The organism is Arthrobacter parietis (assembly GCF_039530425.1).
GTDB lineage: Bacteria > Actinomycetota > Actinomycetes > Actinomycetales > Micrococcaceae > Arthrobacter_D > Arthrobacter_D parietis.
Window position 1 is genome coordinate 553045 of sequence record NZ_BAAAON010000001.1, and the last position, 15846, is coordinate 568890.

At 62.7% G+C, this 15846-nt stretch carries 16 protein-coding genes and 1 tRNA gene; 7 read left to right on the forward strand and 10 right to left on the reverse strand.

Going from position 1 to position 15846, the window contains the following annotated elements:
- The coding region (locus tag ABFX19_RS02600) for an HNH endonuclease signature motif containing protein (RefSeq protein ID WP_346027356.1) at positions 1 to 1027 on the forward strand (1027 nt) is incomplete at its 5' end.
- A gap of 43 nt (positions 1028 to 1070) precedes the next feature.
- Here the strand turns inward: ABFX19_RS02600 and mnhG are convergent.
- Genes mnhG through ABFX19_RS02630 form a run of 6 tightly spaced genes read right to left on the reverse strand, consistent with a single transcriptional unit; the run spans position 1071 to position 7454 of the window.
- Entirely contained in the window at positions 1071 to 1454 is a 384-nt protein-coding gene (mnhG, locus tag ABFX19_RS02605; RefSeq protein ID WP_346027357.1) for a monovalent cation/H(+) antiporter subunit G, read from the reverse strand.
- A gap of 7 nt (positions 1455 to 1461) precedes the next feature.
- The gene (locus tag ABFX19_RS02610; RefSeq protein ID WP_056544404.1) at positions 1462 to 1719 is read right to left on the reverse strand and encodes an MrpF/PhaF family protein; all 258 of its coding nucleotides are present in this window, start codon (positions 1717 to 1719) and stop codon (positions 1462 to 1464) included.
- Positions 1716 to 2285 (reverse strand): Na+/H+ antiporter subunit E, encoded by a 570-nt coding sequence (locus ABFX19_RS02615; protein WP_277357464.1) that lies wholly within the window; start codon positions 2283 to 2285, stop codon positions 1716 to 1718. The genes ABFX19_RS02610 and ABFX19_RS02615 overlap by 4 nt, the downstream gene beginning before the upstream one ends.
- Positions 2285 to 3925, reverse strand: a complete 1641-nt coding sequence (locus ABFX19_RS02620; RefSeq protein ID WP_277357380.1) for a Na+/H+ antiporter subunit D — start codon at positions 3923 to 3925, stop codon at positions 2285 to 2287. Before ABFX19_RS02620 ends, ABFX19_RS02615 begins: the two co-directional genes overlap by 1 nt.
- Complete coding sequence (locus ABFX19_RS02625) at positions 3922 to 4419, reverse strand: Na(+)/H(+) antiporter subunit C (RefSeq protein ID WP_277357381.1); 498 nt, start codon at positions 4417 to 4419, stop codon at positions 3922 to 3924. Before ABFX19_RS02625 ends, ABFX19_RS02620 begins: the two co-directional genes overlap by 4 nt.
- Entirely contained in the window at positions 4416 to 7454 is a 3039-nt protein-coding gene (locus ABFX19_RS02630) for a Na+/H+ antiporter subunit A (protein WP_346027358.1), read from the reverse strand. The genes ABFX19_RS02625 and ABFX19_RS02630 overlap by 4 nt, the downstream gene beginning before the upstream one ends.
- Positions 7455 to 7631: 177 nt before the next feature.
- On the opposite strand from ABFX19_RS02630, the gene ABFX19_RS02635 reads away from it, so the two are divergent.
- The gene (locus ABFX19_RS02635) at positions 7632 to 8981 is read left to right on the forward strand and encodes an MFS transporter (protein ID WP_277357383.1); all 1350 of its coding nucleotides are present in this window, start codon (positions 7632 to 7634) and stop codon (positions 8979 to 8981) included.
- A 97-nt stretch (positions 8982 to 9078) separates the two neighbouring features.
- Here ABFX19_RS02635 and dcd read toward each other — a convergent pair whose 3' ends face one another.
- Together dcd and kynA are read right to left on the reverse strand one after the other, a co-directional pair.
- Complete coding sequence (gene dcd, locus ABFX19_RS02640) at positions 9079 to 9675, reverse strand: dCTP deaminase (RefSeq protein WP_277357384.1); 597 nt, start codon at positions 9673 to 9675, stop codon at positions 9079 to 9081.
- Between the two features lie 21 nt (positions 9676 to 9696).
- On the reverse strand, positions 9697 to 10554 hold the full coding sequence (kynA, locus tag ABFX19_RS02645; protein ID WP_346027359.1) for a tryptophan 2,3-dioxygenase: 858 nt from the start codon (positions 10552 to 10554) through the stop codon (positions 9697 to 9699).
- 117 nt (positions 10555 to 10671) lie between these two features.
- Here kynA and ABFX19_RS02650 point away from each other — a divergent pair, with 117 nt between their 5' ends.
- The 3 genes from ABFX19_RS02650 to ABFX19_RS02660 all read left to right on the forward strand — a co-directional run bounded on the left by ABFX19_RS02650 (position 10672) and on the right by ABFX19_RS02660 (position 12199).
- Positions 10672 to 11736, forward strand: a complete 1065-nt coding sequence (locus ABFX19_RS02650) for a M4 family metallopeptidase (RefSeq protein ID WP_346027360.1) — start codon at positions 10672 to 10674, stop codon at positions 11734 to 11736.
- On the forward strand, positions 11733 to 12041 hold the full coding sequence (locus tag ABFX19_RS02655) for a protealysin inhibitor emfourin (RefSeq protein ID WP_318532997.1): 309 nt from the start codon (positions 11733 to 11735) through the stop codon (positions 12039 to 12041). The genes ABFX19_RS02650 and ABFX19_RS02655 overlap by 4 nt, the downstream gene beginning before the upstream one ends.
- 84 nt (positions 12042 to 12125) lie before the next feature.
- Positions 12126 to 12199: transfer RNA gene (locus ABFX19_RS02660), tRNA-Gly, on the forward strand.
- 74 nt (positions 12200 to 12273) lie between these two features.
- On the opposite strand, the gene ABFX19_RS02665 is transcribed toward ABFX19_RS02660, so the two are convergent.
- Together ABFX19_RS02665 and ABFX19_RS02670 are read right to left on the reverse strand one after the other, a co-directional pair.
- Complete coding sequence (locus ABFX19_RS02665; protein ID WP_277357388.1) at positions 12274 to 12612, reverse strand: YnfA family protein; 339 nt, start codon at positions 12610 to 12612, stop codon at positions 12274 to 12276.
- A 133-nt stretch (positions 12613 to 12745) separates the two neighbouring features.
- A complete protein-coding gene (locus ABFX19_RS02670; RefSeq protein ID WP_346027361.1) occupies positions 12746 to 14098 on the reverse strand; it encodes an MFS transporter in 1353 nt (450 codons plus the stop codon).
- A 141-nt stretch (positions 14099 to 14239) separates the two neighbouring features.
- Between ABFX19_RS02670 and ABFX19_RS02675 the strand changes: the two genes are divergently transcribed.
- Together ABFX19_RS02675 and panD are read left to right on the forward strand one after the other, a co-directional pair.
- Positions 14240 to 15100, forward strand: coding sequence for a LysR substrate-binding domain-containing protein (locus tag ABFX19_RS02675; RefSeq protein ID WP_346027362.1), 861 nt, complete (start codon positions 14240 to 14242; stop codon positions 15098 to 15100).
- A 111-nt stretch (positions 15101 to 15211) separates the two neighbouring features.
- Positions 15212 to 15640, forward strand: a complete 429-nt coding sequence (gene panD / locus ABFX19_RS02680; protein WP_277357391.1) for an aspartate 1-decarboxylase — start codon at positions 15212 to 15214, stop codon at positions 15638 to 15640.
- Positions 15641 to 15846: the final 206 nt, after the last annotated feature.

A 15846-nucleotide genomic window follows, 5' to 3' on the forward strand; every position in this document is an offset into this window, starting at 1 on the left:
TGAGTCCGACGAAGACGTCCTGCGGGTCCTTGCCCAACGCTGGGAAGACATTATCGATCAGGACGGCACCGAGCCCACCGAGAAGACCCTCCGCGCACGCCAGGGTGTGTTCCTGCGCGGTAGGCGCCACGGCCTGCACTTCATGGAAATCGGCGCCACCGATGAGCAATACGAACACCTCATCACCGTCATGAACACCGCCACCAACCCCAGAACCCACAGCACCACTGGCAACGGAGACCGCACGACCGACGGAGACGGCACGACGGACCGCGACAATGAAGCTCTAACCAGTCCGGACCAGTCAACCCGTGAACAGAACCTGCTCGACGGACTCGTCTCAGCATGCCGGATTGCACTGGCAGGTGATGGTCTTCCAGCGACCGGAGGACACCGACCCCAGGTAATGGTCACCATCAACTACCGCGACCTCCTCAAAGACCTGACAGGCAGCGGAAACGTCGGACACAGCGGACACGACGGGCATTCGGTCTTCGCCCAACAACTCAGTGCCCGCAGCATCCGCAAACTCGCCTGCGACGCCGACATCCTCCCGCTCGTCCTCGGCGGCAAGGGTCAGGTCTTGGACATCGGCCGCACCCAACGTCTCTTCCCACCACATCTGCGACGGGCACTGGTCGCACGCGACAAAGGCTGCGCGTTCCCCGACTGCACCACACCCGCAACCTGGTGCGAAGCCCACCACATCATCCCCTGGGCTGCAGGCGGAACCACCAACATCAGCGACGGCGTGCTGCTCTGCACCCGACACCACCACCAGATCCATGAGGGAAATTGGACAGTCGAATCAGTCAACGGAATCCCCTGGTTCAGACCACCCAAATACCTCGACCCGCAACGAACGCCCAGACGCAACCGCTACTGGCAAGTAGAACAAGCCATCCACAACCACCTCGCGCGCTCTGACACCGGCATGAGCTCCAACGCGTCCAGGAGCACCCGCACCCACATCGGCACCGATGCCGGCACCGATGCCGGCGCCGGCACCCACACGGCACCACCGTGATCAGCGGCAGTGTTGCGGCAGCCAGTAACTTACTGGCTCGGGCCTACTCGCCGGACGCACGGTCCCCGGCCTCACGGCGCCGGGTGGCCGCGTGTTCCACGACATCATCAAGGTCGTCCATGCTGAGCAGGTCCTTCCGCAGGTGCTTGGTGCGGTACCCGGCGCGTCCCACCATGTGTGCCGACACCGGCGCAGTGAGCAACTGGAAGATCCAGCAGACGATCAGGACGGGCACAACTGACCAGGAGCGCTGTTGCACCGCGATGGCCAACAGGAACAACAACAGTCCCAGCACCTGGGGTTTGGTTGCCGCGTGCATGCGGCTCAGCAGGTCAGGAAACCGCAACAGTCCGACGGCTGCAGCCAGCGACATGAGCGCTCCACCGAGAAGCAAAACGGCGGTCAGGACATCCAGGGCAGCATCCATCAGCGGCTCACTTCTTTTCCGTGACGAACCGGGCGACCGTCACCGAAGCAATAAATCCGACGACGGACGTTGCCACGAGGATCACGAGGCTGTTGGTGTGCCCGTTGAAGACCATGTCAGCAGCGAGCGCGCCACCTACGATCGCGAGCAGAACGTCAACGGCCAGCACCCGGTCGAGGATCGAAGGACCACGCGCCACCCGGTAAATGGCGCACAACGCCGAGACTCCGAGGATTACAGCGATGATTCCGAGAATCACGTTCACGGGTGTCCCCTTCCGTCGAGGTGGTGCGGCGCATCGGTGCCGAGCAGCGCCAGGTCCTCCCGGGTGCCCATGACCCGGATTAGCCATTCCTCGGTACGCCGGGCGTTCTGGCGCACCTTCTCGGCGTCGTCCCTGGTAGTGACATTCAGGCAGTGCAGATACAGCGTGGATGTGGAGCGGTCCACCTCCACCACCAGGGATCCCGGAATCAGGGAAAGGACATGCCCGGTCGCGGTGACCAGCAGGTCGGACGGACTGCGCAAGCGCACAGCCACAACTGCGTTCTGCAGCTTCGGGCCCCGGGTGAGTGCCAGCCAGAATACCTGAAAGCTTGCCAGCACCAACTGGTGCAGGAACCGTCCGGCGAATCCGACGGCATAGAGCACGTTGAACCGCCCACTGAGCTCAACTGGCGGGAGATACAGCAGGTTGGCGACAGCAAACGCGATGATCGCTCCGAACACCATGTTTCCCAGGCTGAAGTCCTGCCAGAGCGCTCCCCATACGATGACGAGCCAGACCAGCAGCGGCAGTTCGACCCGGAGCGGGATCTTTTGTCTGGACATCATGGGGTTGCTCCTGCCGCTTCGGTGGCCGCTTCGGTAGCGCCTTCGCCCAGGACAGCGTCAATATAGGGTGTCCGCTCAAGCATCTGCTGTGCCGCCTGGTCACTGAGGGCAAACAGCGGACCTCCCAACAGGGTCAGGCTGACGCCCAGCAGCACCAGCCCGGCAGTAGCGCCAACCATGCTGCGGGGCAACAGGTTCACGGCAGTCCGGCCCGCAAATTTTCCGGTGCTATGCCCTGAAACCCTCCGTGAGGTTCGAACGGCTGAGCCGTCGGCTGACGTTGCCATCAGGATGGGATCGGGGTGGGTTGCATCCTCAGGCCGGCGCCAGAAGGCCCGGTTCCACACCCGTGCGATCACCAGCAGCGTCAGCAGGCTCGTCAGCACTCCCGCACCCACAAGCACATACGCCAACGGCGTTCCCAGTTCCACACCGGCCTGCAGCAGTCCCAGCTTGCCAAGGAAGCCGGAAAACGGCGGAATGCCGGCCAGGTTCATGCCCGGAACAAAGAACAAGAGAGCCAGTAGCGGGGAGATTTTCGCGAGTCCACCCAGCCGGTCCATGTTGGCCGTCCCACCCCGACGTTCAATCAGCCCGGTCACGAGGAACAGGCTGGTCTGCACAATGATGTGGTGCGCAACGTAGTACACCGCCGCTCCCAGACCGATAACCGTCGAAATGGCGAGCCCGAAGACCATGTAACCGATATGGCTGACCAGCGTGAAAGAGAGCATACGTTTGATATCCGACTGCGCCAGCGCACCAAGGATTCCGACGATCATGGTGAGCATCGCAACCACCATCAGCAGCGTGTTGATGCGGTCTCCGGGAAACAGAAGGGTTTCGGTCCGGACCATGGCGTACACGCCAACCTTCGTCAGCAAACCCGCAAACACAGCGGTGACGGGCGCAGGGGCAGTCGGATAGGAGTCAGGGAGCCAAAAGGACAACGGGAAGATCGCAGCCTTGATGCCGAAAGCGACCAGCAGCATCAGGTGCAGGATCATCTGCGTTCCGTGATCAATGTCCGCAAGCTTCAGCGCAAGGTCCGCCATATTGATGGTGCCGGTAGCCGCATAGATCATTCCAATACTGATGAGGAACAGCATCGATGACACCACACTGACGACGACGTAGGTCACCCCCGCACGGATGCGCGGCGTGGTGCCTCCGAGGGTCATGAGCACGTAACTTGCGGTCAGCAGGATCTCGAATCCCACGTACAGATTGAACAGGTCACCTGCGAGGAACGCATTGGAGACCCCTGCCACCAGAATCAGGTAGGTCGGATGGAAGATCGAGATGGGACCGTCTTCGTCCCCGTCTGTCATTCCCTGGCCCGTGGCATAGATCAGGACTGCCAGGCTGACTGCGGAGGACACCACGAGCATCAGGGCAGAAAACTGATCCACAACCATCGTGATGCCGAACGGCGCCGCCCAATTGCCGATGAAGACCGCTGTGGTGCCTTTCCCGCTGGTGTCGATCAGCAGGAAGATCTCGATCAGGAGGGTCACACACAATGTTGTGATGCTGACGGCCCGCTGGGAACGCGAATGCCGGATAAGCACGAACGCCAGTGCCGCTCCGAGAAACGGAAGAACGACGGCCAGGGGCGCAAGATTTGCTATGTTCATCGCCCCTCCGTCCGTGGTTTGTTTGCTCTTCTGGCGGTTGCCGTACGTTGGGCGCCCGGTGCTTCTTCGGCTTCCTCAACCGGCGTAAATTCTGTGGTCTCGATGGGCACCTCGGCGTCGTCTTCGGCGTCAAAGCTGCTCTGCGACGCCACTCGCCGGTCTTCAATGTCATCCTGCACTTCGTCCTGGCGTCCGAGGACCCACGAACGGTAGATGATGCCGAGCATGAAGGCGGTGACGGCGAAGGAAATCACGATGGAGGTAAGGATCAAGGCCTGTGGTAGGGGATCGCTATATTCCTCGGCCGGAATATCAGCCGAGTACAGCGGCGCCTTGCCCGCGGCTCCACCGCCGGCCAGGAGCAGCATGTTCGCTCCATTGGTGAGCATGATCAGCCCGAGCAGTACCCGGGTCAGGCTCCGCTCGAGCAGCAGATAGATCCCGGCAGCAAAGAGCGCACCCATGATGACAAGCAGCGTGATGTTGACGCTCACTGCGCCACCCCTTCTTCCGGGTCCCTGGTCTTCGTCTGCGACGTCTTTGCCTCCGAGGTTTTCGCCTCAGGCGTCTTCGTCGGTTCAGGCGTTCCTGCATCGATGGTTGCGGTGACGCCTTCGCTGCGTTCGTCGATCTCGGAGCCCAGGCTGCGCAGCACGTCAAGCACCAGTCCGACCACCACCAGGTAGACCCCGATGTCGAAGATGGTCGACGTCACGAACTTGATGTCCCCGAATACGGGCCAGGTTGTCTCGATGATCGCGCTCTGAAACACCTCACCGCCCAGGAACACCGGCACGATAGCCGTCAGCGCCGCCGTTGCAAGACCTCCGCCAAGGAGCAGGCCGGCACTGATCGGCGTAGCCTCAGCCAGTTCAAAGCGGCCGCCGGCGAGGTAGCGGATGGTCAGGGCCAGCCCTGCCATCAGTCCGCCGGCAAACCCACCGCCCGGAAGGTTGTGCCCGGCAAGCAGAAGGTAGATCGAGAAAATGATCACCGAGTGGAAGAGCAGACGGGTAATCACCTCGAAGATGATGGAGCGTCGTTCCGGTGCAAGGGTCCGGCCCGCAACCAGCCAGGCATCGTTCGCGGAGCTCGCGAACTTCTTGGCCAGTTCCAAGGCTGCGGCCTCCCTACCGTACGCGTCGATCGGTTCCTTGCCCCGCCCGACCGTACCGCTCTTGACGCCGTCCGCCCGCACTCTTCCGTCGCCACGGCCACGAATGAAAATCAGGCTGGCGACTCCGGTCGCAGCGATCGCGAGCACACTGATTTCGCCGAAGGTGTCCCATGCCCGGATGTCCACGAGAGTGACGTTGACGATGTTGGCGCCTCCGCCGTCGTCGTAAGCAAGCGAGGGAAAGCTCAGCGAGATGGGTTCCGCCACCCGGGAAGCCATCGCCGACATCGCGATCGCCACCATCACCGAGCCGAAGGAGATGCCCAGGACCGCGCGGAGGAGCCGGTATTTGCGGCCAGGGGCCCGCTGCCACAGGCGCGCTGGAAGGGACCGCAACGCGAGGACGAATGCAACCAGAACGATCGTCTCGACCAGCAGTTGGGTCAGCGCCAGGTCCGGAGCGCCCTGCAGCGCGAAGATCAGTGCGATCCCGTAACCGGTGACACCCACCATGATCACGGCCATGAATCGCTTGGTCGCCCGAAGCGCAGCAATCGCGCCAAGGATGATAACGACGCCGGCAATGAGCTGGGCCGGCGAGTCCGCCAGGTACCAGTCCTGCGGAACCGGTGCATCAAAGAAGATCAGGGCGCTCAGCGGCGTGACAATCGCCATCGTGAGGATGACAAACAGGTAGAACGCCAGCGAACCTCGCTGAGTTCGGCCGGTGAGCCAGACCGCCACGTCATCGAGCACACCGATAACGGCCTTGTAGTTCCGCTCGGCGTCGATATCGGGGGCAACCCTGGTCTGAAGCCGTTCGAAGCGATCACGCAGCAGGAAGAGCGTCAGGCCGCCCGCGATCGACAGCAGGGACAGGAACAACGCCGGCGTGACGCCGTGCCAGAGCAGCAGGTGGGGAGTCTCCTCGCCCGCCGGAAAGGTGCTGAGGTAGGGCTGGATCGCCGAGTCGAGCGGCGTCGGCCACAGCCCAAAGACGACCGATGCACCGGCCAGCAGCGCCGGAGCGAACAGGAAGGACGGCTCAACCCGTTTGAATGGCGTTGGGTTCGCTGACTTCCTGGCGAAACCACCCCAGATAAAGCGGGCGCTGTACGCGAAAGTCAGCATGGAGCCCAGAACAATTCCGACGAGCATCACCATGCCTGCCGGCCCCTCCTCCGCCCGGTGGACAAATGCCTCGAAGACGGATTCCTTGGCCACGAACCCCAGGAGCGGAGGTATTCCGGCCATTGACGCGGCCGCGAGAACAGCGACCACGGCAAGCACCGGCGCAGACCGGCCGATCCCGCACAACTTCCGGATGTCACGGGTACCGGACTGGTGATCGATGATGCCGACCACGAGAAAGAGCGTCGCCTTGAAGAACCCGTGGGCAAGCAGGAGCCCCAGTCCGGCAAGCGCAGCTTTCTGGCCACCCAGGCCAACAACGATGGTCAGGAAACCCAGCTGGCTCACGGTGCCGTAGGCGAGAAGGAGCTTCAGGTCATGCTGGCGCAGGGCGCGCCACCCGCCGAAGATCATCGTTGCGAGACCGAGGCTGAGGACGATCGGCGGCCACAGCAGGGTGTCGGAAAACCCAGGCGCAAACCGGGCAATGAGATAGATGCCGGCTTTCACCATTGCGGCAGCATGCAGGTAGGCACTGACCGGCGTGGGTGCTGCCATGGCGCTGGGAAGCCAGAAATGGAATGGCACCAATGCGGATTTGGAGAGCGCACCTACCAGGATCAGGACGATCGCCGTCTCCACTGCAGGGCCGGTGAGCGAGTCTGCACGCGCAAGGATGTCCGAGAGCCGGTAGGTCCCGGCTGACTGCCCCAGAACGATGAGGCCCACGAGCATGGCCAGCCCGCCGAGCGTGGTCACAATGAGCGCCTGCAGCGCAGCACGCCTCGCGGAGAGGCGATGCCTCGAGTATCCGATCAGTAAGTAGGACAGAACTGTTGTCAGTTCCCAGAAGATGAACAGGAGGATGAGGTCATCGGCGATGACCAGGCCGAACATGGCCCCCGCGAAGGCAAGCAGCTGTGCGCCGAACGGGCCGATGTCGGCGTCGTCCTGCTTGAAGTAGCGCGCACAGTAGAACAGCACCAGAGACCCGACGCCGAGAACAAGGATGCTGAGCACCGCGGCCAGCGCGTCCATGCGGAAGGCCAGTTCCAGTTGAAGCTGGGGAATCCAGGGGACGACCACGGACGGCGGTGCGTTGGGTTGGCCGTTGCCGCTGAGCTGGTCCGCGTCGATGTAATCGGCGAAGGTCACCAGCAGCCACACGAATCCCGCTGCAGGTACCGCAGCAAGGAGATAGAAGGCCGAGCGGCCCATCAGGCGGAAGATCAAGGGCGCTATTGCGGCCACCGCGAAGAGGGCGATGAGCACGGATAGCACGATGATCTCCTGATCTCTCAGAGTGAGACGGTCAGCTGACGGTCAAGGGCATGTGTCTATTCTACCCGTGGCATACTCGACGCTGCCTCCCGGTTCTGCCCAGCGCACAAGTCGCCGGCAAGGGAATAAAAGCGGCCCTCACCCAGTTGTTGGTCCGCAGCGGATAGCATGCAGCCTATGAGCACGGACTCCCAACACCCCCCTGGACGACTCCTTTCCAAGCCCGTGCTTGCGTGGGCTTCATGGGACTGGGGGTCAGCGGCTTTCAACGCAGTCATGACCACCTTCGTCTTCACCGTCTATCTCACGTCCGACGCCTTCGGTGGGGAAACCTATGCGTCGGAGGTTCTCGGTTGGGGCCTGGCAGTTGCCGGCCTGCTCATTGCGCTCCTCGCGCCCGTAACGGGTCAACGCTCAGATGTGGGCGGTCGCCGCAAACTCTGGCTGGGCGTGAACAGCCTGGCCGTCGCGGCATTGACCGCCCTGTGTTTCTTCGTCTTTCCGCGGCCTGAACTGCTGATCCTCGGCGTTGCGCTGATCGCGGCCGCGAATATCTTCTTTGAGTTCGCCGGCGTCAACTACAACGCCATGCTTGCCCAGATCTCCACCCCGTCCAGCGTGGGACGGGTCAGCGGGTTCGGGTGGGCAATGGGATATGTGGGCGGGATCGTGGCCCTGGTGATCGTTCTGGTCGCTTTTGTCCAGCCGGTTTTCGACTGGTTCGGGTCCAGCACCGAGGGCGCGCTGAACATCCGGTTGGTCGCTGTGTTCTCCGCCCTTTGGTTTCTCGCCTTCGCGCTCCCTGTCATGTTCGCGGTCCCTGAAGTCCCCCGCCAGCGACAGGCCGACCGCCTGAGTTTCCTCGCCTCCTACGGATTACTCTTCCGGCGCATCAAGGCGATTTACCGGACCAGCCCGCACACCATCTTCTTCCTGCTCGCGAGCGCCATCTTCCGTGACGGTTTGGCGGCGGTGTTCACTTTCGGCGGCATCATCGCTGCCGGAACATTCGGTTTCGAACTCAGCGAAGTTATTCTGTTCGCCATCGTGGGTAATGTCATCGCTGCAATCGGTGCAGTGATCGGCGGCTACTTCGATGACCGCGTCGGTCCCAAGATGGTCATCATCGTGTCGCTGATCGGTCTCCTGGTCGCGGGCACCGCCGTGATGGTCCTTGGAGCGGCAGATCAGCAGATGTTCGGGTTGAGCTGGAGCGGAGATACGACGTTCTGGATCTTCGGGCTCCTGCTCACCCTGTTTGTGGGTCCGGCACAGGCCTCTTCCCGCGCCTACCTGGCACGCCTGTCACCACGGGGTGAGGAGGGCGAGATGTTCGGGCTGTATGCCACCACCGGCCGTGCGGTGAGCTTCCTGGCTCCGGCACTGTTCTCCCTCTTCATCGGCATCTTCGGGGAACAGCGGTTCGGGATCCTCGGCATTCTGGTGGTGTTGCTGGCCGGCCTGCTGGTACTGCTCCCGGTGAAGCCGCCCGCAAAGGTGACTCCCGCCGTCGTTCCTGCTCCGTAGCCCCGCTGGTTTTGAAGCGCGGACGCACGTCCGCGCTTCACAGCACGTCCCGCGCTGCGAAGCACGTCCGGCGCTGCGAAGCCCGCTCAGCAGGAACTCAGCGGGAAGCAGTTTCTTCGGCGATTTCGGTGCGGTGGAAGTTCAGATGGCTACGCGACGCCGTCGGCCCCCGCTGGCCCTGATAGCGGTTGCCGTACTGTCCCGAACCGTAGGAGTGCTCCGCGGGCGAGGTGAGCTTGAAGAAGCAGAGCTGGCCGATTTTGGAACCCGGCCACAATTTGATCGGTAGGGTTGCCATGTTGGACAGCTCAAGGGTGACGTGACCCGAGAAACCGGGATCGATGAAGCCTGCCGTCGAGTGGGTGAGCAGACCCAGACGCCCAAGCGAGGACTTGCCCTCGAGGCGCGCCGCGATGTCGTCAGGAAGTGTGACCTTCTCATACGTGGAGCCGAGGACGAACTCGCCCGGGTGCAGGATGAACGGCTCATCCGGAGCGACCTCCACCAGTCGGGTCAGGTCTGGCTGATTCTCGGCCGGGTCGATGTGCGCGTACTTGTGGTTATCGAAAAGCCGAAAAAACCGGTCGATGCGGACATCGACGCTCGACGGCTGCACCATCTCCGGTTCATAGGGGTCGAGGGCGATGCGCCCGGCGGCAATTTCGGTTCGGATGTCGCGGTCGGAGATCAGCACCGTCTAAAAATACCGCACCGGTCAGGCCTGGCCGATCTCGGTCCTTACTGCGAACAGCTCCGGGAAGAACGTCAGCTCCAGCGCCTTCTGCAGGAACCCGACGCCGCTGGACCCACCGGTTCCGGTCTTGTGGCCGATGGTGCGCTCCACGGTCTTCAGGTGCCGGAACCGCCACAGCTGGAAGTTGTCCTCCAGGTCCACGAGCTCTTCACACGCCTCGTAGACGTCCCAGTGACCGGCAGCGTCCTCGTACACCTCCTTGTAAACCTGGACCAGCCCGGGGTTGAACTCGTGCGCGCGCGTCACGTCCCGTTCGAGCAGTTCCGCGGGGATGGAGTAGCCGCGACGCGAGAGGTAGGCAATGAACTCGTCGTAGATGCTGGTTTCCCGAAGCAGCCGCGACAGGAGCTCGAAAGCTTCAGCGTCACTTTCGAACACCTGCAGCATTCCCGCGTTCTTGTTGCCGAGCAGGAATTCGACGGCACGGTACTGGTAGGACTGGAACCCGCTGGCTGCCTGGAGCGCACCGCGGAACTCCGCATATTCCGACGGCGTGAGCGTCGCCAGAACAGACCACTGTTCGGTCAGCGAGCGCTGAATATGCTTGATGCGCGCTATGCCCTTCATGGCTGCCCGTAGATCATCCGCCTGCAGGTGCGTACGGACCGCACCGAGCTCATGCAGGACAAGCTTCAGCCAGAGTTCGGAGGTCTGGTGCTGGATAATGAACAGCATTTCATCATGGTGTTCCGGCCTACTGACCGGATGCTGCGCGGAAAGAATGGAGTCCAGAGCGAGGTAGGACCCATAACTCATCTTCCCCGAGAAATCCTTTTCGATGCCTGCTTCAAGGTTTCTGGTATTCCGCTCCACGCTCATGCCTCCCAGCGTAGTTCTTCGCACCAGTGAACTGCGCCACCGCGATCGCGCCTTTGGAGACTGCCATTGAAGACTGTCAGGGGCGGCCGCTAGGTTGGGGGAACCCGAGGAGGCGCCATGATCCCACCCACACCGTCCCACGTTCGCTGCAGCATTGTTCCGCCCTACCTCTTGGCACGGCTGGCTGGACTCGAAGCTCCGGAACATCAGTCTGCCGCGGCCGCCGCCCGGCGCGCACTGGTGGAGTTGGACCCGATCCATCATGCCCGCGCCACAGCTCCCAGGGATCCATCGCGGGGAACCGGTACCGCCGTCGTCCTGGCCCTGCGCCGAACCATAGCGGACGCAGGCGGCAGCGAATCCCTGCCTGGACAGATTGTCCGCCGGGAAGGCGATCCGCCTATGGGCGATGCAGCGGTGGATGAAGCGTATGCCGGCCTTGGTACGACGTATGAGCTGTTCAGCGAGGTGTACAAAAGAGCGTCAATTGACAACTCGGGCCTGCCGCTGGATGCCACGGTTCACTACGGGCAGCAGTATGACAACGCGTTCTGGGACGGCACCCGGATGGTGTTCGGAGACGGTGACGGTGAGGTCTTCGGTCGTTTCACGGCGTCGCTCACGGTGATCGGCCACGAACTGGCACATGGATTCACGCAGTACTCCTCCAACCTGCGGTACCAGGGCCAGTCGGGCGCGCTCAACGAATCCATCTCGGATGTCTTCGGCGTGCTGGTCGAGCAGCGTCAGCTGGGCCAGTCTGCAGATGCAGCGAGCTGGCTGGTCGGTGAAGGCCTCTTCACTGACCAGGTGGAGGGGCGCGCGCTGCGCTCGCTGAAGGCGCCGGGAACCGCTTACGACGACGACGTCCTCGGCAAGGATCCACAGCCCGCCACCATGGCGGATTACGTGGACACCACGTCGGACAACGGCGGCGTGCACATCAATTCCGGTATCCCGAACCATGCCTTCTACATCGCAGCCGCACGGCTGGGCGGAAATGCGTGGGAGCGCTGTGGGCAGATCTGGTATGACGCCGCAACCGGTGGCCGCGTTCCCACGGACTGCGATTTCTCGCTGTTCGCTTCCGTAACCGTTGAAGCCGCCATCGCCCGATTCGGGGATGGGTCACCGGAGGCGGACGCGGTCCGTTATGCGTGGCGGGAAGTGGGCGTGCTGTGACGCGGATTGAGGTATCGCGTTCGGGCGGATTCGCCGGGCTGACCCGCACGTGGAGTGTGGAGGTGAGCTCCACCGAGGCGGAGGAACGCTGGCTGCCCCTCCTGGAGGGTGCGGACAACAGCGGAGTCGAGGATGCTGAACGCGATCGCTACGTCTACCACATCGCTATCGGTTACCGGGAAGTGACCGTCGCCGAGAGCGCGGTGGAAGGCCCCTGGAAGGAACTCGTGGAGTGGGTCAAAAACGCCTCGTCCAGCCAGCGTGGAGAAGACTCGGGTCAGGAATCCGGTCAGGCGCCCGGCTGAGGTCCGCCAAGACGCCGGTAACCGCGCGGGCGCCTAATGCATCCCGCACATGTTGTAGTGTTTATGGAGCGGTTTCGGCCGCATGCGGGCGTAGCTCAATGGTAGAGCGCTAGCTTCCCAAGCTCGATACGCGGGTTCGATTCCCGTCGCCCGCTCCATAGGTAAAACCGTACGCTCTTCACGTGAAACCGGCCGCTCCAAAGGTTGGACCCGCGCCTCCGAGGTACAACGGTCAGCTTGTAGAGCGCGGCCCAAACATGATTACCGCAACGCCCGCGAGGCAGACGGCGCTTCCGATCAAATCCCAGAGGTCAGGCCGGAAACCGTCAAAGGCCATACCCCACGCAAGTGATCCCACAACGAAGACGCCGCCATACGCGGCAAGGATCCGGCCGAAGTGAGCATCAGGCTGCAGAGTCGCAACGAAGCCGTAAGCACCGAGGGCCATGACCCCCAAACCTGCCCACCACCACGGCTGGCCTTCCCGCACGCTCTGCCACACGAGCCACGCTCCCCCGATCTCGGCCACCGCTGCGACGGCAAAAAGGACAATGACGAGAAGGATGCTCATGACCCCATTATTTCGCTGCGCTGCAATTTACTGCTCTGCTATCTAGCTGCGCCGCAATGTCCCTGCGACGTTGTCTCCCTGCGCTGCTATTTCCCAGCCACGTTCTGGGCGCGCGCACAAGCCAGCCGTCCGGCTACGAAACCTTCGGCACAATCGCAACCAACCGGCGTCGTTCATCGTGCGCTGATGTCCAGCGAAAGCGAACAGTCAACTGGCCGCGACGGGCAAGCACGACGGCGATGCCTCCCGCCGCCAGAACGGGAACACCTCCGGCAATCACCATGGTGGGCTGTGCACCGATGTTCTCCGCAAGCCACCCGATCATGGGACCACCGAGTGCCTGCCCGCCGATGAGCACCATCATGTAGAGGCTCATCACGCGTCCGCGGATGGCCAGGTTGGTGGATGTCTGAACCAGCTGGTTGGCTCCCGTGACAAACCACAGGCAGCCGATTCCTGCACAGAACATCAGCATGGTGAATACGAGTTGGCTAGGCACATACGCGGCGATCACCATGAACCCGCCAAACGCCGTCATTCCGCCAAGCACCCCGCGCAGCCGCAGCGTTGTTCGGCGGGTGGACGCGAGAGCACCGACCAGCGAGCCGCTGGCCAGGGCGGTATTGAGCAGGCCGTAGCCGCCCGCGCCCGATTCGAAGACGCTGTCGGCAAAAGCTGCCAGAAGCACCGGTGTGCTGAGCGCAAAGACGGCCACGAAGGCGGCGCAGACCGTGGTCCAGCAAATAGCCGGCTTGTCGAGGAGGTACCGTGCACCCGCACGCAACTGCCCCTTTGCGCGGGGTGCCGGCGCCGTCGCGTTGAGTTCGTCAGTACGCAGCCGGGCCAGCGTCAGCACTGTGTAGCAGCAGGCAATCGCGTTGATGGCGAACGCCCACCCGCCTCCAACGGCAACAATCAGCAACCCACTGATTGCCGGACCCACCATGGCGCCGAGTTGGAAGATCGACGAGTTGAGGCTGATGGCATTTCGCAGGTGGATTGGCCCAACGAGGTCATTGACGAAGACCTGACGCGCGGGAGCGTCCACCACAGTCACCAGGCCGAGGACAAAGGCAATGAGGTAGACGTGCCACACCTCGATCAGACCCGAGAGCGCCAGCACCGCCATGGCTGCCGCCATGAGTGCCGCAACACTCTGCGAAATGATGAGGAGGGTGCGTTTGGAATAGCGGTCCGCCACCACTCCTCCCCAAGGCCCGAGAACCAGCATGGGAGCGAACTGCAGCGCAACGGTCACGCCAACGGCTGCCACGGATCCCGACAGCTCGAGGACCATCCAGTCCTGTGCGATGCGCTGCATCCAGACAGCTACGACGGCGATGAGGTGGGAGAGTGCGAACAGGCGGAAGTTCGGGATGCGAAGCGAGATGAACGTGTCGCGCCAGGCTGGGCGCTGCGAGGTGACGGGAATCGGGGCGGTCAGTGTGGGATCTCCGGCCGGTGCGGAGGGCGGTGGGGGTGCCAAGGGAACTTTCCTGAACTTGGTGGGATAGGGATTGGAGCGGTCAGTACCCCTTCAACGCTAACCAGCCACCCTCCTATTAGGAATGGTGATTGAGCTTATAAGTACTATTGAGAAACGTAATGGCTGGACGAAGGGTAGCCCGTGTACGACTCCATCCAACTCAAATCCTTCCTGGCCGTCGCCGAGACCCGCAGTTTCACGGGAGCCGCAACCCGGCTCGGGCTGAGCCAGCCGACTGTCAGCCAGCATGTCCGGAAGCTTGAAAAGGCCGCCGGCCGGATGCTCATCGTGCGGGATACCCGGGAAGTCCGTCTCACCGACAACGGCGATGCGATGGCCGGGTTCGCGAGAACCATACTGGCGGCCCAGGAACAGGCGCTCACCTACTTCTCTGGATCCGCCATGCGCGGACGGCTGCGCTTTGGGGTTGCCGATGACCTCGCCATCACCCAGCTTCCCCGGATCCTCCGGCACTTCCGTCAGCTCTACCCACAGATCAACCTTGAACTGACGGTGTCGCAAAGCCCGCCGCTGCTGCGCCGCCTGCGTGCCGGTCAACTGGACCTGATCCTCATCAAGTACATGGCCGGTACGGGTGAGGGCACCCTGGTGCAGCGTGACCGCCTTGTGTGGGCGGGTCATGCCAAGACAACGCTCGACGACGGCGCCCCGGTCCCGCTGATTGCCTACCAGGCGCCCAGCCTCAGCCGGCAAATGGCGATCGAAGCACTTGAGCAGGCGGGCAGGACCTGGCGGATCACGTGCAATACCCGGGAAATCAACGGCGTGCTGGCGGCCGCACGCGCGGGAATCGGGCTGGCCGTTTTTCCTCAGTCCCTCATCCCCGATGACCTCGTCCAGGTGACCAACCGCTTCGATCTGCCTCCGCTGGGTGACGTGGACTTCACGCTGCTGAGTAACCCGCTGGCAAACCAGGAGCTTGTCGAGACGTTGAGCACCGCCATCCTCGGCCGTGCGCTGCGTAAACCGACGGACTCCTGACCACGGCCGCATGGCCAGTGCCGGGGCCAGCCCCGGGGCCAGCCCCGGGGCCGGCTGAGCGTGCTCAAGGCCACATCGCAGCGAAACGCGGGCCAGCGTAGACTTGAGGCGATGAATCGCACAATGTTCAAGTCCAAGATCCACCGCGCTACGGTCACCCACGCGGATCTTCACTACGTGGGTTCTGTCACTGTTGACCTTGACCTGCTGGAAGCAGCAGACATCCTGCCCGGTGAGATGGTGTCCATTGTGGACGTCACCAACGGTGCACGTCTGGAGACTTACACCATTGCCGGAGAACGCGGTTCCGGCGTCCTCGGTATCAACGGGCCGGCGGCCCATCTGGTGCATGAGGGGGACACGGTTATTCTCATCACTTACGCAGCGATGACCACCGAAGAGGCACACTCCTATGTGCCCACCATCGTGCACGTGGATACAACCAACCGGATTATCGAACTGGGCAATGACCCTGCCGAAGGGCTTACCGAGGGCTTGCAGCGACCCCCCTTCGCCCTGAATAACGCCGCGCTGCTCTAGGTCTCCTTTCTCAAAGCGCTTCCAGTGGTCCCGCAGAATCTGCGGGACCACCTTTGTTTTTACGCTTCGATATCGGCTTGGCAACGGATCCTAGCGAATTTGTCCCTGAGGGCTTAGTGTCAGAAAGGCAAGGCTGCTTTCTTTCCTTTGACCGGCACAGGTTCTCAGGATCGGAGCGGACCAGACTCGAGGTGGAGGCGAGGTAC